At 41.3% G+C, this 18,985-nt stretch carries 16 protein-coding genes; 7 read left to right on the forward strand and 9 right to left on the reverse strand.

Annotated features, from left to right (window positions below; translation table 11 throughout):
* The first annotated feature begins 125 nt into the window (after nt 1-125).
* The 3 genes from lepA (at nt 126) to nhaA (ending at nt 4,574) form a co-directional block, all read left to right on the forward strand.
* Nucleotides 126-1,907: a translation elongation factor 4 gene (lepA, locus tag HMPREF0106_RS16925; protein WP_004312779.1), complete on the forward strand. Its 1,782-nt coding sequence runs from the start codon at nt 126-128 to the stop codon at nt 1,905-1,907.
* A 141-nt stretch (nt 1,908-2,048) separates the two neighbouring features.
* Nucleotides 2,049-3,227 (forward strand): hypothetical protein, encoded by a 1,179-nt coding sequence (locus HMPREF0106_RS16920; RefSeq protein ID WP_008643708.1) that lies wholly within the window; start codon nt 2,049-2,051, stop codon nt 3,225-3,227.
* Nucleotides 3,228-3,272: 45 nt separating this feature from the next.
* The gene (gene nhaA / locus HMPREF0106_RS16915; RefSeq protein WP_004312783.1) at nt 3,273-4,574 is read left to right on the forward strand and encodes a Na+/H+ antiporter NhaA; all 1,302 of its coding nucleotides are present in this window, start codon (nt 3,273-3,275) and stop codon (nt 4,572-4,574) included.
* Here nhaA and HMPREF0106_RS16910 read toward each other — a convergent pair.
* The 4 genes from HMPREF0106_RS16910 to HMPREF0106_RS16895 all read right to left on the reverse strand — a co-directional run bounded on the left by HMPREF0106_RS16910 (nt 4,571) and on the right by HMPREF0106_RS16895 (nt 9,136).
* A complete protein-coding gene (locus HMPREF0106_RS16910) occupies nt 4,571-5,806 on the reverse strand; it encodes a DNA recombination protein RmuC (RefSeq protein ID WP_009039493.1) in 1,236 nt (411 codons plus the stop codon). The two genes, nhaA and HMPREF0106_RS16910, sit on opposite strands and share 4 nt — an antisense overlap.
* Nucleotides 5,806-6,660, reverse strand: coding sequence for a type I methionyl aminopeptidase (map, locus tag HMPREF0106_RS16905; RefSeq protein ID WP_008643702.1), 855 nt, complete (start codon nt 6,658-6,660; stop codon nt 5,806-5,808). Before map ends, HMPREF0106_RS16910 begins: the two co-directional genes overlap by 1 nt.
* Before the next feature lie 100 nt (nt 6,661-6,760).
* Nucleotides 6,761-7,384 (reverse strand): DUF4858 domain-containing protein, encoded by a 624-nt coding sequence (locus HMPREF0106_RS16900; protein WP_009039494.1) that lies wholly within the window; start codon nt 7,382-7,384, stop codon nt 6,761-6,763.
* A 111-nt stretch (nt 7,385-7,495) separates the two neighbouring features.
* The gene (locus HMPREF0106_RS16895; protein WP_009039495.1) at nt 7,496-9,136 is read right to left on the reverse strand and encodes a B12-binding domain-containing radical SAM protein; all 1,641 of its coding nucleotides are present in this window, start codon (nt 9,134-9,136) and stop codon (nt 7,496-7,498) included.
* A gap of 111 nt (nt 9,137-9,247) precedes the next feature.
* Between HMPREF0106_RS16895 and HMPREF0106_RS16890 the strand changes: the two genes are divergently transcribed.
* The gene (locus HMPREF0106_RS16890) at nt 9,248-9,646 is read left to right on the forward strand and encodes a hypothetical protein (RefSeq protein WP_009039496.1); all 399 of its coding nucleotides are present in this window, start codon (nt 9,248-9,250) and stop codon (nt 9,644-9,646) included.
* A 74-nt stretch (nt 9,647-9,720) separates the two neighbouring features.
* Here the strand turns inward: HMPREF0106_RS16890 and HMPREF0106_RS16885 are convergent, their stop codons facing one another.
* The gene (locus tag HMPREF0106_RS16885; protein WP_004312314.1) at nt 9,721-10,641 is read right to left on the reverse strand and encodes an RluA family pseudouridine synthase; all 921 of its coding nucleotides are present in this window, start codon (nt 10,639-10,641) and stop codon (nt 9,721-9,723) included.
* 112 nt (nt 10,642-10,753) lie between these two features.
* Complete coding sequence (gene rlmD, locus HMPREF0106_RS16880; RefSeq protein ID WP_229037639.1) at nt 10,754-12,124, reverse strand: 23S rRNA (uracil(1939)-C(5))-methyltransferase RlmD; 1,371 nt, start codon at nt 12,122-12,124, stop codon at nt 10,754-10,756.
* A 247-nt stretch (nt 12,125-12,371) separates the two neighbouring features.
* Between rlmD and ppdK the strand changes: the two genes are divergently transcribed.
* Entirely contained in the window at nt 12,372-15,092 is a 2,721-nt protein-coding gene (gene ppdK, locus HMPREF0106_RS16875) for a pyruvate, phosphate dikinase (RefSeq protein WP_004312312.1), read from the forward strand.
* 108 nt (nt 15,093-15,200) lie between these two features.
* On the opposite strand, the gene HMPREF0106_RS16870 is transcribed toward ppdK, so the two are convergent.
* Entirely contained in the window at nt 15,201-15,764 is a 564-nt protein-coding gene (locus HMPREF0106_RS16870; RefSeq protein WP_008643692.1) for a YdeI/OmpD-associated family protein, read from the reverse strand.
* Nucleotides 15,765-16,170: 406 nt separating this feature from the next.
* On the opposite strand from HMPREF0106_RS16870, the gene HMPREF0106_RS16865 reads away from it, so the two are divergent.
* Complete coding sequence (locus HMPREF0106_RS16865) at nt 16,171-16,704, forward strand: outer membrane beta-barrel protein (protein ID WP_009039498.1); 534 nt, start codon at nt 16,171-16,173, stop codon at nt 16,702-16,704.
* Between the two features lie 196 nt (nt 16,705-16,900).
* Nucleotides 16,901-17,473, forward strand: a complete 573-nt coding sequence (locus tag HMPREF0106_RS16860; protein WP_008022665.1) for a porin family protein — start codon at nt 16,901-16,903, stop codon at nt 17,471-17,473.
* A gap of 144 nt (nt 17,474-17,617) precedes the next feature.
* On the opposite strand, the gene HMPREF0106_RS16855 is transcribed toward HMPREF0106_RS16860, so the two are convergent.
* Nucleotides 17,618-18,226, reverse strand: a complete 609-nt coding sequence (locus HMPREF0106_RS16855; protein WP_004313169.1) for a thiamine phosphate synthase — start codon at nt 18,224-18,226, stop codon at nt 17,618-17,620.
* 62 nt (nt 18,227-18,288) lie between these two features.
* Nucleotides 18,289-18,981, reverse strand: a complete 693-nt coding sequence (locus HMPREF0106_RS16850; protein ID WP_008643680.1) for a HesA/MoeB/ThiF family protein — start codon at nt 18,979-18,981, stop codon at nt 18,289-18,291.
* Nucleotides 18,982-18,985 lie beyond the last annotated feature (4 nt).

Here is an 18,985-nt window from a genome sequence, read left to right on the forward strand (position 1 = left end):
AGTAACTCACTTAAGCAATAAAAAAATGCGTTGGTACATAATCATAATGTTATCAACGCATTTTTTTTTATTCCGCCATTTACGTATCTTTGCACACCAAAAAGATAAAATAATAAGAATTCAGAATGAAGAATATACGCAACTTTTGCATTATTGCTCATATTGACCACGGTAAGTCGACTTTGGCTGACCGTTTGTTGGAGTTTACACATACCATTCAGGTTACTTCCGGGCAGATGCTTGATAATATGGATCTGGAGAAGGAAAGAGGGATCACTATCAAGAGCCATGCTATCCAGATGGAATATACTTATCAGGGTGAAAAGTATATCCTTAACTTGATTGACACCCCGGGACATGTGGACTTTTCGTATGAGGTATCGCGTTCTATTGCTGCGTGTGAAGGTGCGTTGCTGATTGTCGATGCTTCCCAGGGAGTGCAGGCGCAGACGATTTCAAATCTGTATATGGCTATTGAGCATGACCTTGAGATTATTCCGGTGATTAATAAATGTGACATGGCGAGCGCCAATCCCGAAGAAGTGGAAGATGAGATCGTTGAATTGTTGGGCTGCAAACGGGAGGAAGTAATCCGTGCGTCCGGCAAAACGGGGATGGGAGTGGAAGAGATACTGGCGGCTGTGATTGAGCGGATTCCTCATCCGGAAGGAGATGAAGAGGCTCCGTTGCAGGCTTTGATTTTCGACTCTGTATTTAATTCTTTCCGCGGAATTATAGCCTATTTCAAGATCGAAAACGGTATGATTCGCAAGGGAGACAAGGTGAAGTTCTTCAATACGGGAAAAGAGTATGACGCCGATGAAGTAGGGGTGTTGAAAATGGATATGGTGCCTCGTAACGAACTTCGTACGGGAGATGTAGGATATATTATTTCCGGTATCAAGACTTCCAAAGAGGTGAAAGTGGGAGATACCATTACGCATATTGCCCGTCCGTGTGAAAAGGCTATTGCCGGTTTTGAGGAAGTGAAGCCGATGGTGTTTGCCGGAGTTTATCCGATTGAAGCGGAGGATTTTGAAGATCTCCGTGCGTCTTTGGAGAAGTTGCAGTTGAATGACGCGTCTTTGACTTTCCAGCCGGAATCTTCGTTGGCTTTGGGTTTTGGCTTCCGTTGTGGTTTCCTCGGATTGCTCCACATGGAGATTGTGCAGGAGCGCTTGGACCGTGAGTTTGATATGAATGTGATTACTACGGTGCCGAACGTTTCTTACCATATATATGATAAACAAGGTAATATGAAGGAAGTGCATAACCCTGGTGGTATGCCCGACCCGACGATGATTGACCATATCGAAGAGCCGTATATCAAAGCATCTATTATTACTACTACCGATTATATCGGCCCTATCATGACGCTTTGTCTGGGTAAACGTGGTGAATTGATCAAACAGGAATATATCTCCGGTAACCGGGTGGAAATCTATTATAATATGCCTTTGGGAGAAATTGTGATTGACTTTTATGATAAGTTGAAGAGTATTTCTAAAGGGTATGCTTCGTTTGATTATCATCCGAATGGTTTCCGTACTTCCAAACTGGTGAAGTTGGATATCCTCTTGAACGGTGAGCCTGTGGATGCGCTTTCCACTTTGACGCATATTGACAATGCTTACGATATGGGACGCCGGATGTGTGAGAAGTTGAAGGAACTTATTCCGCGTCAACAGTTTGATATTGCCATTCAGGCAGCTATCGGAGCGAAGATTATTTCTCGTGAAACCATTAAGGCGGTTCGTAAGGATGTGACCGCGAAGTGTTATGGTGGCGACGTGAGCCGTAAACGTAAACTGCTTGAAAAACAGAAAAGAGGTAAAAAACGAATGAAACAAATCGGTAACGTGGAAGTGCCGCAGAAAGCCTTCCTCGCCGTACTGAAGCTGGATTAAAAAAACACTGCCGCAAGCAATTTTTCAGAGATATGTTCTGAACAAATTGACTTGCGGTTAGTTTTTAATACACCAGGTGATTGCCTTCTGTCTGCAGAGCTTTCCTTGGCAATCACTTTTTAGGAACAAACAACTATAAATATGAGAAAAGTTCTGTCTTTTTCGGGCTTCCTGATGTTGGGGCTCGTCGTTTCGCAATTCTTGCCGATGATGGCAGGGGATGGCTATGGAGCTGTTAAATACATATCGAATGTATTGCTCTATGTATGCCTTAGTTTTATAATGATTAATGTAGGCCGTGAATTCGTTCTTGATAAGACACGATGGAAAAGTTACGCCCAGGATTATTTTATTGCCATGGCTACGGCTGCTTTGCCGTGGTTTATGATTGCCATTTATTATGTGTTTGTATTGCTTCCACCCGATTTTTGGAATAGTTGGGAAGCCTGGAAGGAGAACTTACTATTGAGCCGTTTTGCCGCACCGACATCAGCCGGTATTTTGTTTACAATGTTGGCGGCTATCGGGTTAAAGTCCAGTTGGATTTATAAGAAGATACAGGTGTTGGCTATTTTTGACGATTTGGATACGATTCTTTTGATGATTCCTCTTCAGATTATGATGATCGGGCTACGCTGGCAGTTGATTATTGTGGTAGTGATTGTGTTCCTGTTATTATCGATCGGCTGGCAAAGGCTGAATAAGTACGATTGGCGTCAGGATTGGAAGGCTATCCTCTTTTATTCAATAATCATATTTTTGGCTACTCAAATTCTTTATCTCGGTAGTAAGGAATTGTATGGGGAGGAGGGAAGTATTCATATTGAAGTCCTGCTGCCTGCATTTGTGCTGGGTATGATTATGAAACATAAGGAACATGACACGCCCGTGGAACGAAAGGTGTCTACCGGAATCTCATTTTTCTTCATGTTCCTGGTGGGGATGAGTATGCCGCATTTTATTGGTGTGAACTTTGCGGAGACTCATGCAGGTGCTTATTCCGTCACCGGTTCGCAGGAGATGATGTCGTGGGGGATGATTATGTTTCATGTAGTGATTGTCTCTTTATTGTCGAATATAGGAAAGCTTTGCCCGATGTTCTTTTACCGTGACCGGAAATTAAGCGAGCGACTGGCTCTTTCTATCGGTATGTTTACCCGTGGTGAGGTAGGAGCCGGAATTATTTTCATAGCGTTAGGGTATAACTTGGGTGGGCCGGCATTGGTGATTTCTGTTCTTACCTTGGTACTGAATCTGATTTTGACAGGAATTTTTGTACTTTGGGTCAAAAATCTTGCTTTAAGGAGTTATACTAATTAGAAAATTCTGTATATTGCAAAACTAATATTATAAAAACATTTCGTTATGACTATTTTGCGGACTATGCGGAACTTCTCGTCTATGAATATCACGGCGAGTATTCTTTTATTCCTGGCTGCTATCTCGGCAGCCATTATTGCGAACTCTTCTGTGGCTCCGGTATATCAGGAATTTTTGTCGCATGAACTTCATTTACAGATAGGAAATTTTAATTTGCTTTCGCATGGTGGGGAAAATCTGCGAATGATTGAGTTTATCAATGATGGTTTGATGACGATTTTCTTTTTATTGGTTGGACTGGAAATCAAACGTGAGCTATTGGTAGGTGAGCTTTCCTCTTTCCGTAAGGCGGCGTTGCCTTTCATTGCCGCTTGTGGTGGGATGTTGTTGCCTGTGATGATCTATTCGCTTATTTGTGTTCCGGGTAGTGAAGGCGGACATGGACTCGCCATTCCTATGGCTACGGATATTGCTTTTTCATTGGGGGTGTTGAGCTTATTAGGCAGCCGTGTGCCGTTGAGTTTGAAGATTTTTTTGACTGCTTTTGCGGTAGTCGATGATATCGGGGGAATTTTGGTGATCGCTCTTTTTTATAGTTCACATGTTGCCTATGGCTATCTTTTGGTAGCTATACTCTTTTATATTTTACTTTATTTTATAGGAAAGTATGGAACGACAAATAAGGTATTCTTCTTGGTGATTGGGGTGATTATCTGGTATTTATTTTTGCAATCCGGTATTCATAGCACTATTTCGGGAGTTATTCTTGCTTTTGTTATTCCCGCTAAACCTCGTCTGAATGTAGGGAAGTACATCGAAAAAATTCGTCATACCATTGCCGATTTTCCGGCAATGCAATCTGAAAGCATTGTGCTGACTAATGAGCAAATAGCCAAGTTGAAAGAGGTCGAATCGGCTTCCGACCGTGTAATTAGTCCGTTGCAGTCATTAGAAGATAATTTGCATGGAACAGTCAATTATTTGATTCTTCCTCTTTTTGCATTTGTCAATGCCGGCGTTGTGTTTAGTGGGGGAGGCGAATTAGTGGGAGCTGTCAGTATTGCTGTTGCTGCCGGTCTGTTACTGGGAAAATTTATTGGAATATATTTCTTTACCTGGCTGGCTATAAAAATAAGATTGACTCCCATGCCTTTAGGGATGACCTGGAAGAATCTTTCCGGAGTTGCATTGTTGGGAGGTATTGGCTTTACTGTATCACTCTTTATCGCTAATCTTTCTTTTGGGGTAGACTATCCTGTATTATTGAATCAGGCCAAATTTGGTGTATTGACCGGAACCGTACTTTCCGGCTTACTGGGATATGTCGTACTTCGGATTTCGCTTTAATCTGTCGATTCATCGTCTCCATCATCTATCGGAAGAATTTTCATGCTTTCTTCATGTGGCAATTGTTCAACTTGGCGGAGTTTTCGTTCGATAGCGCGAGTCCGCTTACCCATTACTTCTTCTAGTTGGTCGCCGGCATTTTGAAGGTTTTTCTGTACTTTTTCGAGTAGTCCTCCGAATTTGCTGAATTCTGTTTTTACAGCTCCTAATACCGTCCAAACCTCTCCCGTTCGCTTTTGAATAGCTAACGTGCGGAATCCCATTTGCAGGCTATTTAGGATAGCCCCTAGTGTAGTAGGTCCTGTGACAACTATTTTGTAATCTTTTTGCAGAGTTTCTACCAGGCTTGTTCTTCGGATTACTTCGGCATAAATGCTTTCAAAAGGCAGAAACATAATGGCGAAGTCTGTGGTAAAAGGAGGATCTACATATTTGTCGTGAATGTCTTTCGCCATTTTTTTGATGGTTGTTTCCAATTGCTTGCCGGACGATTCTATCAATGCAGTATCTCCTGCTTCAAAAGCATCATAATATTGTTCGTACACATCTTTGGGAAATTTAGCGTCGATAGGCAGGTAGACGGTGCTGTTCGCATCATCCTTTCCCGGAAGTTTGATTGCGAACTCAACGAATTCGGTTCCGCTTTTCTTGGTTTTTACATTAGCGTCGTATTGTTCCGGACTCATCATCTGCTCTAATAATGCTCCTAACTGAACTTCGCCGAATGTACCACGCATTTTTACATTGCTCAATACCTTCTTTAATCCGCCTACGTCTTGAGCCAGAGATTTCATTTCGCCTAGTCCTTTCTGCACATTCTCAAGTTGTGAGCGGACAATTTCAAATGATTGGCCAATGCGTTCGTTCAATGTCTTTTGCAATTTTTCTTCCACCATTGTCCTCATGTCATCCAACCTCTTTTCGGTCGATTTAATCAATGATTCCTGTTGACGGGCCATCATATCGAATTTCTGACGCTGCAGCTCTCCGTTAGTCAACATATTTTTGTGCAATGTGTCTTGCAATTGCTGCATATTCTGATTCAGCGTTTGAGTCATCTCCAAGCGGAGTTCCCGGATGCTGCGATTCAGTTCTTCGCGATTCTCCTGCATTTGTTGGCGCAAAGCTGTTTGCAGTTGTTCCGCTTGCGTTTGATTATTACCTTTTGTAAGTGACAGTATTAGTAAGACTATCACTAATGCAGCAACAACGATAAGTAAAATTAATTCCATTAATAAGTAAGAATTTCGTTTCCGGTTTCAGTAATCAGAATCATGTTTTCCCATTGGGCGGAGGGGAGTCCGTCGTCGGTGCAGACAGTCCATCCGTCGGCATCATCTATAAAGACTTCGTAGGTTCCCATGTTAATCATGGGTTCGATGGTAAAGGTCATTCCCGGTACGATCATCATGCCCGTACCCCGTCGGCCGAAATGCTCTACGTCCGGTTCCTCATGGAATTGCATCCCTACGCCATGTCCGCAGAGATCACGAACTACGCTGAACCCGTTCTTTTCTGCATGTTCCTGGATGGCGGCGCCTACATCACCCAGTTGTTTCCAGGGTTGTGCAGCGGCAATACCTATTTCCATACACTCTTTGGTGACTTGTACTAATCTTTGCATGTCAGGATTGACATCGCCAATCATAAACATACGGGATGCATCGGAGAAATATCCTTTATAAATGGTAGAAACGTCCACATTGATAATGTCTCCGCTTTTTAGAATCTCATTTTTGTTGGGAATACCGTGACAAACCACGTCGTTAATGCTTGTGCAGACGCTTTTGGGAAATCCTTCGTAGTTGAGTGGGGCAGGGATAGCGCCGTGGCTGGTGGTGAAATCATATACCAATACATCAATCTCTTCGGTGGACATTCCTTCCCGGATATTTTCTGAAATGTAATCCAGCAGTGCTGTATTGATTTTTGCACTTTCCCGGATGCCTTCCAGTTGTTCGGGAGTACGGAGTACTTTACGCGGTGGAAGTTTGTAACCTTGTTTTCTGTATTTCTGTATTTTTGCTTCTACTTCTGCCGGATAATTAGAGGGGGTAAACCGGAATCCCTTGATAAAGTTCTTCATTATGATAGCATATTTAATCGTATGACAAAGGTACGAGAATAAATGGAAAATATGCTTTCTTGCTTTCTAAAACTTTTCGATCCTCAATTATCAATAGGATTTACCATTCGTATGAAACGCTAACTTGAGGTATCCATTCCCATCTTTTTCGTATAGCATTATATTGGTATTGCATCCCTGTTTTGATTTTCCAGTTTTTGTTTATTTTGAAAACGACATTACTTCCCAATTTGGTTGGTTCCACTTCGGAGGGGAGCCCTCGGTATCTTCGGGTATCGAGGTTTTGTGAACCATATATATCGAGAGACCATCTGGAGGATAATTTATATTCCATTTGGCTTTGGATATGGAAATGATTGGAATTTTCTGCAAAGTCACTTTTACTATGCAGAATAAGATTCTTGTTTATTCTTAGCCAGGAATAAGTGGGTAAAAAGGTGGAACCTGGCTTTTGGAACATCTTGTATGTGTGAATAGAAGGTTTCGAAAAGATTGTGGAAGATTTTAAAGTGGGTAGTGTGGGATCAAAATCTACAAATGGTTTTCGAGAGTACATTTTTTGCTCTACTTTTTCGATAAGCTTTCTGTTTATCTTGATTTCCTGATCGGATTCCAACATTTGCTGAAGTCTCAATGAGTCCTGTTTGCTCCATTCTTGCCCTGTTGCGGATAAGGGGAACAATAATAAACAAAGAATATTCAATTGATATTTCCGAATGTCCATACACTGTGCTAGTAAAGTTTATTGTATGGACGGTGAAAAACAGGATATGCTGCTTTGAACGATTAGTGAATAGTAATTATTTCACATAATATGGGAATACTTTTCTTTTGTTTATGATAGTTTTCTAGCTTTGAAAACGGGTTGTATCTTCTGAATTTCCGATTCAAAGCCAAACCAGTAGCCATGTCCTTCTTCATCGACAGGGAGGAAACATAGTCGTAGATTTTCACGGTATGCACCGTATACTACTTCCCAACTTTCAGGAGGTAACTGTCTTTTGGTTCTTACTTTTTCTGCCGGAGCTTTTTTTAATGACATACCTGCTTCTATCCATGCAATACTGACTTGTGTCAGGTAGTCGGGATAATGATTCTTGCAGAAATCATAAAGGATTAATCCTCTTCTTTCCAAGCTAAGAGGAGTGTCGATGACATCTGTCCGGACCAGATGGTCGAGTAGGTCATGTATAAAATGGGGGTTCTCCAAAATTAGTATACGGGTGATATTTCGCCAGGTAGGAGTGTTATAGAAACCGTCTAACAGGCGTGACAGATAATGGGCTGTTTGTAACTCATCTACTGTGATTTCACGGGTTTGAAGTACTTCGTATGGAGGAAGTGGAGAATACTGTATACCTAATTCATCCGCTCTTCTTCGCATTTCGGTGCCCGGAAGTAATTTCAGAGATTCCAGTTGGATTTCTCCTGCGCCATACTCGGTTAAGGTACGGACGTCGTCGAAAATCTCTGATAGATGGTAGAGTGGGAGTCCGGCTATCAAGTCGGCATGAGTTTCCATGTTTTCAAGTGAACATAGATAATGGAGTCCGGCCAAAGCATTGGAGAGTTTTCCTATTCTTCGACTTTGTTCAAGCACGTTTTCCCGAAGGCTTTGGATACCGGCTTCCAGGTGCAGCAGACCTTTAGGCAGAGTGGCTAATTCCTGTTTGAGTTCATCGGAAAGTAGTGCCGGATGAATTTCCAGATGGAAACAGATGTCCGGGTATTCACGGAATAAATTTAATAGCTCTTTTGCCCGTTTATTATTGTAATTGAAAGTACGATCCAGTACTCGCACGTTTTTGATTCCGTGTTCGTGTATCACGTCGAGACGTTCTTTGATTGCTTCGAGAGATAAGGTACGAACCGGCTTTTCACCTCCACTGACACAAAAAGCACAGGTGTTAAAACATCCCCGGGTAGTTTCTAACTGCACAAATGGTTTGCTCCAATTGAAGAAACGGCTTTTTTCGGGAGGAACCAATTCAGAAAAGTTCATGACACGGGCAAGTCCGTTGTCCTGATATTCTCCTGATTCATTCAGGTAACAAAGTCCTGTGATTGATTTCCATTCCTTTCTTGGCTGATTCCACACTTTTAACCATAATGGAAATACTTCTTCGCCTTCTCCGCGAAACACTCCGCTTACAAATTTGTTCTTATATAAGAAAGCTTCATTATCTCCTAAAAATTCGGGACCTCCGAGTATAACACAGCAGTGAGGTAGTAATGCTTTTGCGCGTGAAACAATGTGCAGGAGTTGCTCATGATTGAATAGCCAATTGGTAGCTGCAATGATATCCGGTTGATGGCGGTAGATTTGATTGACGACACTGCCAGTGTTTTCATTGATCGTAGCGGAGACGGTACACCATTCAATGTCTGTATTATTTGCTATTTGGGCATGTAAGGCAGGTAATGCCAACGAAGAATGAGCGTACGAACTATTTAAATCAAGCCAAAGAAGTTTCATGTGGAAATTTTAATATTATCTTTGCAAAGGTACAAAAAACTTGTGGCTTGTGATGTATAGTAAATAAAAAACGCTAATTTTGTATTAATAAACGCAATAAACTAGAGAATTATGGAAATGATAAAGAAATATGCGGGTATCTTGATGATGCTGACTTTATTGGTTGGCTTTACTTCGTGTGAAGACGATGAAGATATTTATGACGATTTGATGGGACGTACTTGGGTTGGTGATTTATGGTTTGGTTCTGACAATAATCCGATAGAAAGTGGTATTCGTTTGGATAACAATGGTTTGGGAATAGATTACCAAGTCTTTGACTACGATGGTAGGCCGGCCGGTGATTTGCCATTCCGTTGGTGGGTGGATTATGGAACATTGTATCTTGATTATGGTTATGATTTTGCTTTACGTGAGATTAGAGGTGTTCGTGTTAGAGGTCGTTATTTGCAAGGTGATTTGTATCTTGATGGAGAATATATTGATTATATTGAGTTGCAGATGCAATAGAATAAATTATAATTTAAATAGAAAAGGAGTTATATCAATCGATATAACTCCTTTTCTATTTTGAGCATATTGTTTTATTTTTTTAGAAACAACTTCTTAAATTCCGCCGGATAAGGCGTCTCGAACTCCATTAAATCTCCCGTTACCGGATGATAGAAACAAAGTTTGAAGGCATGGAGTGCCAATCGTCCGATAGGGTTGGGAGAATCTTCTCTTCCATATCTTCCGTCGCCGATAATAGGATGGCCTAAATCCTGCATGTGTACACGAATCTGATTCTTTCGGCCAGTTTCCAAATCGAGTTCCAACAGAGAATATCCGTTAGCGCGTTTGATTGTCTTATAGTGGGTAATAGATTTTGATCCACCGTCATCATATTCACTGGAACTTACGTAAAGCGTTTTATCAGTCAGCCAGGAAACGACTGTATCATAATCTTTTTCCATACTACCTTCCACTACAGCTACATATCGGCGGTCGGTCACTATCTCATGCCAGTTGTCGCGTAGCGTCCGCTGCGTTTTTTCATCTTTGGCAAACATCATCAGACCGGAAGTATCTCTATCTAAGCGGTGAACGATAAACACACGGAATTGACGTCCGGAGCGTTGCACATATTCATTCAGTATCGTGTAGGCAGTGCGCTCTTTCTGACGCTCCGTATTGACGGATAGAAGTCCTTGCATCTTTTCGACGACAATGATATAGGCGTCTTCATATACAATCTTCAGCAATCTGTTATTAAATTCTTTCTTTCCCTTTTGCTTGCTGATTTTCACTTTCATGCCTGCTTCAAGGGGAAAGTTGAATTGCGTGGTTATCACATTATCAACAAACACGACCCGCTTGCTTAACAACGATTTTAATTTCGTGCGACTTGCATCCGGCATCTTGGCAGCCAGGAACTCCATTAATTCCATGGGCTCTTTGACTGCATAATTGGTATATTGAGCACGTGCTTTTTCTGCAGGAGTTCTTCTAGGTCTTTTTTTCATTTCTTTTTTCTTTTGAGAATTTATTTTTCACCACAGATTACACAGATTAACACAGATTTTTATTACTGATTATTATAATCTGTGCTAATCTGTGTAATCTGTGGTGAACTCTTTATCGAAGTTTCAGCAACACCACATTTTCTACGTGATGAGTGTGAGGGAACATATCTACGGGCTGAACAGCCTTCACCTTATACTTTTCATTCAGTAATTGCAGATCCCGCGCTTGAGTAGCAGGATTACAACTTACATATACAATTCGTTTCGGTTCCGCAAACAAAATGACATCAATCACATCCTGGTGCATACCGGCACGGGGAGGGTCTGTGATGATTACGTCGGGGCGCCCATGCTGATTGATGAAATCCTGCGTCAGCATATCTTTCATATCACCGGCATAAAAAATTGCGTTCTTGATATCATTGATTTCTGCATTCACCTTTGCGTCTTCAATAGCTTCCGGCACGTATTCAATACCGATCACCTGGCGGGCTTGGCGTGAAACGAAATTGGCAATTGTTCCTGTTCCTGTATAAAGGTCATATACCAGTTCGTTTCCTGTTAATCCGGCAAAGTTACGGGCTATCTTATATAAATTATAAGCCTGTTCCGAGTTAGTCTGATAGAATGATTTCGGGCCGACCTTGAAACGCAAGCCTTCCATTTCTTCAAAGATGTGGTCTTTCCCTTTAAATACGTGAACGTCCAAATCGTTGATGGTATCGTTGCACTTATTATTAATAATGTATAGAAGCGAAGTGATTTCGGGGAAAGAGTCCGCTACGAATTGGAGTAATTGCTTGAACAGTTCCATTTCGTGATCTTCTGTAATCTTGCAAATGACGATTACCATCAGTTCCCCTGTGGAAGATGTGCGTATAATCATATTCCGCAGCATACCTTCCTGTGTGCGCAGATTGATGAAAGAATAATCGTGTTCGTAAGCGTAGTCACGTACTGCGTTCCGGATGCGGTTGGATATATCATCCTGCAACCAGCATTTCTCAATAGCCAGTACTTTGTCGAATGCTCCCGGAATGTGGAAACCTACCGCATTCATCTGATCGTATTTCACGTCCTGACGAACTTCCTCGTTTGTCAACCAGCGCTTATTTGAAAAGGTGAATTCCAGTTTGTTTCTGTAAAACTCCGTTTTGTCAGAACCGAGAATCGGAGAAATCTCGGGAAGTTCGATCTTTCCGATACGTCTCAAATTATCTTCCACTTGTTTTTGCTTATATCTGATCTGCTCCGAATAGGGGAGCACTTGCCACTTGCAGCCACCGCATACGCCATAATGTTGGCAGAAAGGAACAGCGCGATTGGGCGACAGCTCGTGAAACTTCACCGCTTCAGCTTCGGCATATTTATTCTTTTTACGCTTGATTTGCAGGTCTACAACATCACCCGGCACTACATAGGGAACAAAAATCACTAGGTCGTTTACTTTTGCGATGGCTTTTCCTTCGGCAGCCACATCCATGATTGTTACCTTCTCCAATAAGGGAAGCTCTTTTTTCTTTCTTGCCACTTTTACACCAGTCTAATAATTACTTTGCAAAAGTAGGTATTTTTTTTGGAAAAAATTCGGGTATACAGAAATATTCCGGATTGTAATGTCGAAATTGCATTTTGATAGAAAGTTTTTTCGCAAAAAGTTTTCAAGTTTGCGAAATATCCTTAGATTTGCGAACAGAAAAAAGTCATAATGTAACTTTAAACACAATATTATGGATAAAAAAAGAGTTTATACCTTTGGTAATGGTCAGGCAGAAGGAAAGGCTGACATGAAGAATTTGCTCGGTGGTAAGGGAGCCAACCTTGCTGAAATGAATTTAATCGGAATTCCTGTCCCTCCCGGATTCACAATAACTACAGATGTTTGTACGGAATACAATACGTTAGGACGTGATAAAGTGGTTGAGTTGCTGAAAGATGAAGTTGTAAAAGCGATCGCTCATGTGGAAGCGTTGATGAAATCTAAATTCGGTGATGTTGAAAATCCTTTGTTGGTATCTGTACGTTCCGGTGCACGCGCATCTATGCCGGGTATGATGGATACGATCCTGAACCTCGGATTGAATGATGAAGTGGTGGAAGGTATTATCCGTAAAACGGGTAATGCACGTTTTGCATGGGACTCTTATCGTCGTTTTGTACAGATGTACGGTGACGTTGTGTTGGGCATGAAGCCTACCAATAAAGATGATATTGACCCGTTCGAAGCTATCATCGAAGAGGTGAAGAAAGCGAAAGGGGTAGAACTGGATAACGAGTTGAAAGTGGAAGACTTGCAGGAACTCGTAAAGAAATTCAAGGCCGCTGTAAAAGAACAGACCGGAAAAGATTTCCCGACTTGTGCATACGAACAACTTTGGGGAGCTATCTGTGCTGTATTTGATTCATGGATGAATGAACGCGCTATTCTTTATCGTAAGATGGAAGGTATACCTGATGAATGGGGTACAGCTGTCAATGTACAGGCTATGGTGTTCGGTAATATGGGTGATACATCGGCTACAGGTGTTTGTTTCTCACGAGATGCCGGTACAGGCGAAGACCTTTTCAATGGTGAATACCTGATTAACGCACAAGGTGAAGATGTAGTGGCAGGTATCCGTACTCCACAGCAGATCACTAAGATTGGTTCTCAACGTTGGGCTGTATTGGCTGGCGTTACCGAAGATGTTCGTGCTGCGAAATTCCCTTCAATGGAAGAAGCAATGCCGGAAATCTATAAAGAATTGGATGCTCTCCAGACTAAACTGGAAAATCATTATAAAGATATGCAGGACATGGAGTTCACCGTACAGGAAGGTAAACTCTGGTTCCTCCAGACACGTAATGGTAAGCGTACAGGTGCTGCTATGGTAAAGATTGCTATGGACTTGCTCCGTCAGGGTATGATCGACGAAAAGACTGCTTTGATGCGCGTGGAACCGAATAAACTTGATGAATTGCTCCACCCTGTATTCGATAAGGATGCTTTGAAGAAAGCCAAAGTGTTGACCCGTGGTCTTCCGGCTTCTCCGGGTGCTGCAACCGGTCAGATCGTATTCTTTGCTGATGACGCTGCCGAATGGCATGCTGCCGGTAAACGTGTGGTGATGGTTCGTATCGAAACTTCTCCGGAAGACTTGGCCGGTATGGCAGTTGCCGAAGGTATTCTTACGGCTCGTGGCGGTATGACTTCTCACGCGGCTGTTGTGGCTCGTGGTATGGGTAAATGCTGCGTATCGGGTGCAGGTGCATTGAACATTGATTATAAAAACCGTACGGTAGAGATTGACGGTGTACTACTGAAAGAAGGTGACTATATCTCTTTGAACGGAAGTACAGGTGTAGTATATAATGGTAAGGTAGAAACGAAGGCTGCAGAGCTTTCCGGCGACTTTGCCGAATTGATGACACTGGCTGATAAATATACTCGTTTGCAGGTACGTACCAATGCGGATACTCCTCATGATGCGGAAGTTGCACGTAACTTCGGTGCAGTAGGTATCGGCCTTTGCCGTACAGAACACATGTTCTTCGAAGGCGAAAAGATCAAAGCAATGCGTGAAATGATCCTGGCGGAAAATGCAGAAGGACGTCGGAAAGCATTGGCTAAGATTCTTCCATATCAACAAGAAGACTTCAAGGGTATCTTTAAAGCAATGGCTGGTTGCCCGGTGACCGTTCGTTTGCTCGATCCTCCTTTGCATGAGTTCGTTCCTCACGATTTGAAGGGACAGCAGGAAATGGCGGATACGATGGGTGTAAGCCTGCAATATATCCAGCAACGTGTAGAATCACTGTGTGAACATAACCCGATGTTGGGTCACCGTGGTTGCCGTTTAGGAAATACTTATCCTGAAATTACTCAAATGCAGACACGTGCAATTTTGGGTGCTGCATTGGAACTGAAGAAAGAAGGAGTGGAAACTCATCCGGAAATCATGGTTCCGTTAACCGGTATCTTGTATGAATTCAAGGAGCAGGAAAATGTGATTCGCTCGGAAGCTAAGAAATTGTTTGAGGAAGTAGGAGATAGTATTGACTTCAAAGTAGGTACAATGATCGAGATCCCGCGTGCTGCTTTGACTGCCGACCGTATTGCTTCTTCTGCCGAGTTCTTCTCATTCGGTACAAATGACTTGACGCAGATGACCTTCGGTTATTCTCGTGATGATATAGCTTCTTTCCTTCCTGTTTATTTGGAAAAGAAGATTTTGAAAGTAGACCCGTTCCAGGTTCTCGACCAGAATGGTGTGGGACAGCTGGTACGTATGGCTACAGAAAAAGGCCGTGCTATCCGTCCGGATTTGAAATGTGGTATCTGTGGTGAACATGGTGGTGAGCCTTCTTCTGTGAAGTTCTGTCATCGGGTAGGTCTGAACTACGTTAGTTGTTCTCCATTTAGAGTGCCGATTGCCAGACTGGCGGCCGCTCAGGCAGCGATAGAAGGATAGTCAAATACGCTGGTTAGGTACTTAACTATCTGATAAATAGGCTGTAAATACTTGTGAAAGTATTTGCAGTCTATTTTATTTTAGATTATCATTGATTTTTAGTTGGGATTAATAGTATTTCTCTATTCCGCCAAATCCTGTGATCTTTTTATTTTCTTTCGTTTTATTGATAAAGTTGTTTAATCGCTTTTCAAATTCTTCAGGTCGTTTTCTGGCTGCTTCAATGTATGCAATTCGGATACGTTTATATGCGTCGGAAAAATGGAGATAATTTTCCCATATTGTCTTATCTTCCTTCAATCTTTCAATTATATCATTGGGGAAAATGAAAGGATCAGATAATACATTTCGTATTTTATCCTCAAATTTGGGGTGTATCATTTTATTTTCCAATAGCCACTTAAGTCTTTCTTTGTTAGCTTGCGAATAGGTACTTTTAGGGTTTCTGGGTGTGAAATGCTGAATTTTATGTTCTTTGTCGAGCGATTTTATCGTACTGTCAATCCACTCGAAACAAAGAGCTTCTTCAACAGCGTCGTTGTATGTGATACTTTTTTCGCCTGAAGACTTGCTGGGAAATACAAACCAAACTTCATTGGCAGTCTCAAAGTTGTCATTCAACCACTTTCGCCAATCTTTTCTGTTCTCGAAATACTTTATTTCTATTGACATAACAAATCGTTTAAACTAACTGTTTTATTGCCTTTACTTTCATAATAACGAAGCATTTTACACTATACAATGTCAGTCAAACGCGTCTGTGTCTGATGGCTGAAAGGCTTACCACCCGTCAAAGATACTAAATCTTAAAGAAACAGTCCTCATTACTTCTTAAATCCTTTGGCTTATTATGGTATGACAACACTCACTACATGCAATATATTTGAATAAGAATCGATAGCAAGAATTTTGTGTTGCCATATAATATGATGTACAGAGTCTCCGTTAAACATTTATTTGGTGTTTATTATAAAAAACTAACTAAATGTTTGTTTGTTCATAAAAACTGCTTTACATTTGCACCCAGAAATCAATCGACCGAATTGGGGTCTAACGTTTAATTAAAAAAACAAAGAAAATGAAAAAGGGTTTATTATTGGTAGTTGTGATGTTAGCAACTATCGCTGTAAAAGCACAAGACATTTACGTAGGCGGATCTTTGAACGTTTGGCGTAACAGCACAGGCAACACTACTTCTTTTAAAATTGCTCCGGAAATCGGATACAACTTTAATGAAACATGGGCGCTGGGTGCTGAATTAGCGTATGGACATGAGTATGCAAACAAAGTTTCTATGAATTCATTTGACTTTGCTCCGTATATCCGTTTCTCTTATTATGAAAGTGGTATTGTGCGTTTATTCTTAGATGGAACCGCTTCAATCGGTTTTGATAAAGTGAAAGATGGAGATACTTTTAAAAGAGGTCAAGTCGGTTTGAGACCGGGAATCGCAGTTAAGTTGAATGACAATTTCTCTTTTATAGCTAAGTATGGTTTCTTGGGTTATCGGAGAAATATGGATTATGATGAGGATTATGCTCCTATTAAGCATTCATTCGGACTTAATCTTACTAGCGAAGACCTTTCAATTGGTTTCCACTACGCATTCTGATAAGAAGAAAAGTAATTCAACAAAATAGGAAAGGGAGTTCTCAAAAATAGGGAATTCCCTTTTTTTATGTATAATCTCTATAAATTACGCACTTGTTAACGAAAAAGTTGTTTAATACAAATTACAGTTATACATTTGTATTATTAAACAATGAGGTCAATAAAAACCTTTAGTATTAATTTAAAACTTTAAAATTATGAAGAAGAGTGTTTTGTTTGTTTTATTTGCGCTGATTTCAGTAGCAGGTTTTTCTCAAATTACAGGTTGGAATGCCAAGGTAGGGATGAACTTTAGTAATTATACAGGTGACCTTGATCTGAATGCAAAAGTTGGCTTTAAGCTTGGAGGAGGTTTTGAATATGCTTTTAATGATACATGGTCATTGCAGCCTTCATTATTCCTGACTAGTAAAGGTGCAAAGAAAGATGGAAATAGCATTAATGCAATGTATTTGGAATTACCGGTAATGGCTGCTGCACGTTTTAATGTTGCAGATAATACGAATCTTGTAGTTAATGCAGGTCCTTATTTTGCTTGTGGTATTGCTGGTAAGCAAAAAATTGATTTAGGAAATAACACAGAACGTAAAGTTGATACTTTTGGTGATGATGCTTTGAAGCGTTTTGATGCAGGTCTTGGCGTAGGAGTTGCATTGGAATTTGGTAGAATCATTGCAGGTTTGGATGGTCAATTCGGTTTGGTTGATGTGCAGAAATTTGGTAATCCTAAAAACATGAACTTTTCTATTGTTGTAGGATATAAGTTCTGATAAGAAAACACTGAAAATATAGAAAGCCGTTGCAGAAGGTAATTCGCAACGGCTTTTTTAATATTTCATGATTGGGAAAAACACTTCTCTTATTGGATAAAATGAGGAAGCATAACCAGTTAGTTTTATGATCGGCTATATTTATTAATCTGATAGTTTCTTCAGCTTTTTGAAATGCTCGATTACGGCTAAATAATTTTGGTCCTGACAAGCGTCGAATCTATTCCAGAGATCTCCTAAGACGACAGCCCCTCCGAAACCGAAATCCTTAATCTCCAATAAATTGTCTTCATTGATACCTCCCAATGCCATCACTTTCGAGTCGATAATCTTGGCTCTTTGTGCTTCGCGTAACTCTTCGGCAGTGTATGTTGAATAGTAATTCACTTTAGAGATACTGTCATAGATAGGGCTCATAAAAACATAGTCGTAAAAGTGCTTTCTGTTTTTTACCTCCTCCACTGAATGGCAGGAACAACTGATATGACCATAATAATCATGCGGTTCTTTGGGGTTACGTGCATTCAGGTGGATTCCCATCAGGTTGAATTCTTCTTTCAGATAAAAATGCTCATGTGTAACGATGCGACGGTGATATTTATCCGGAATAAGTGTCAATAGCCGTTCCGAATACATAGCCGGAGTCTCCGGCTTCCTAAGATGTAGGACATCCAGCCCCTCTTCGAAAAGAGCAGTAATAATCTTATCTTCTTCGACGAAGAAAGTAGGGGTGGTAACTACAATTAGTTTCATTTCTTTTGTTAAAATTGGATTGTTTAGCAAAGTTACTAATTAACTATGTCAGAAACCAACCTTTATAGTGAAAATTTGTTAGATTGCAGTGTCCGCAGGTCAATTGTCCATAGTTCGCCGGCTAAAACATCACCAAAACCACAGATTATTTTCAGTACTTCCGTAGCTTCAATGCTCCCTACAATGGCAGGAGTAACCCCCATCACTCCTTTGGGTGGAGGAGGCATCCGTTGCATTTCTTCTTCATCGGGATAAAGATCCCGGTAGTTTTTCTTTTGATTTCCGTAGTTGAACACAGAAACCTGTCCTTCAAAACCGCAGATAGCACCATATACGTAGGTTTTTTTCTGTTCAATGCAAATGTCGTTAATCAGGTAGCGGGTGGCAAAGTTGTCGCAGCCATCCACCACTATATCATATTCCTGAATGATATCATACGCATTGTCTTTCGTCAGCCGGGCAGCGTAGGGGTGTATTTCGATCTCACTGTTAAGAGCGGAGAGCCGTTCCGCAGCACAGATAGCTTTGGGTTTACCTAACTCCTTTTCGGAATAGAGCACTTGTCGTTGTAGGTTGGTGACGCTTACTAAGTCATCATCTACCAGCCCCAGGCATCCCACACCAGCACCTGCCAGGTAGAGAGCGATGGGAGAGCCCAGCCCTCCCACGCCTACAATAAGCACTTTGGCTTCCTGCAGTTTCTTCTGACCTTCTTCTCCGACTTCGGGAAGTATAATTTGTCTGTCGTATCGCATCTGT

The sequence above is a fragment of the Bacteroides sp. D22 genome, assembly GCF_000163675.1.
GTDB lineage: Bacteria > Bacteroidota > Bacteroidia > Bacteroidales > Bacteroidaceae > Bacteroides > Bacteroides xylanisolvens.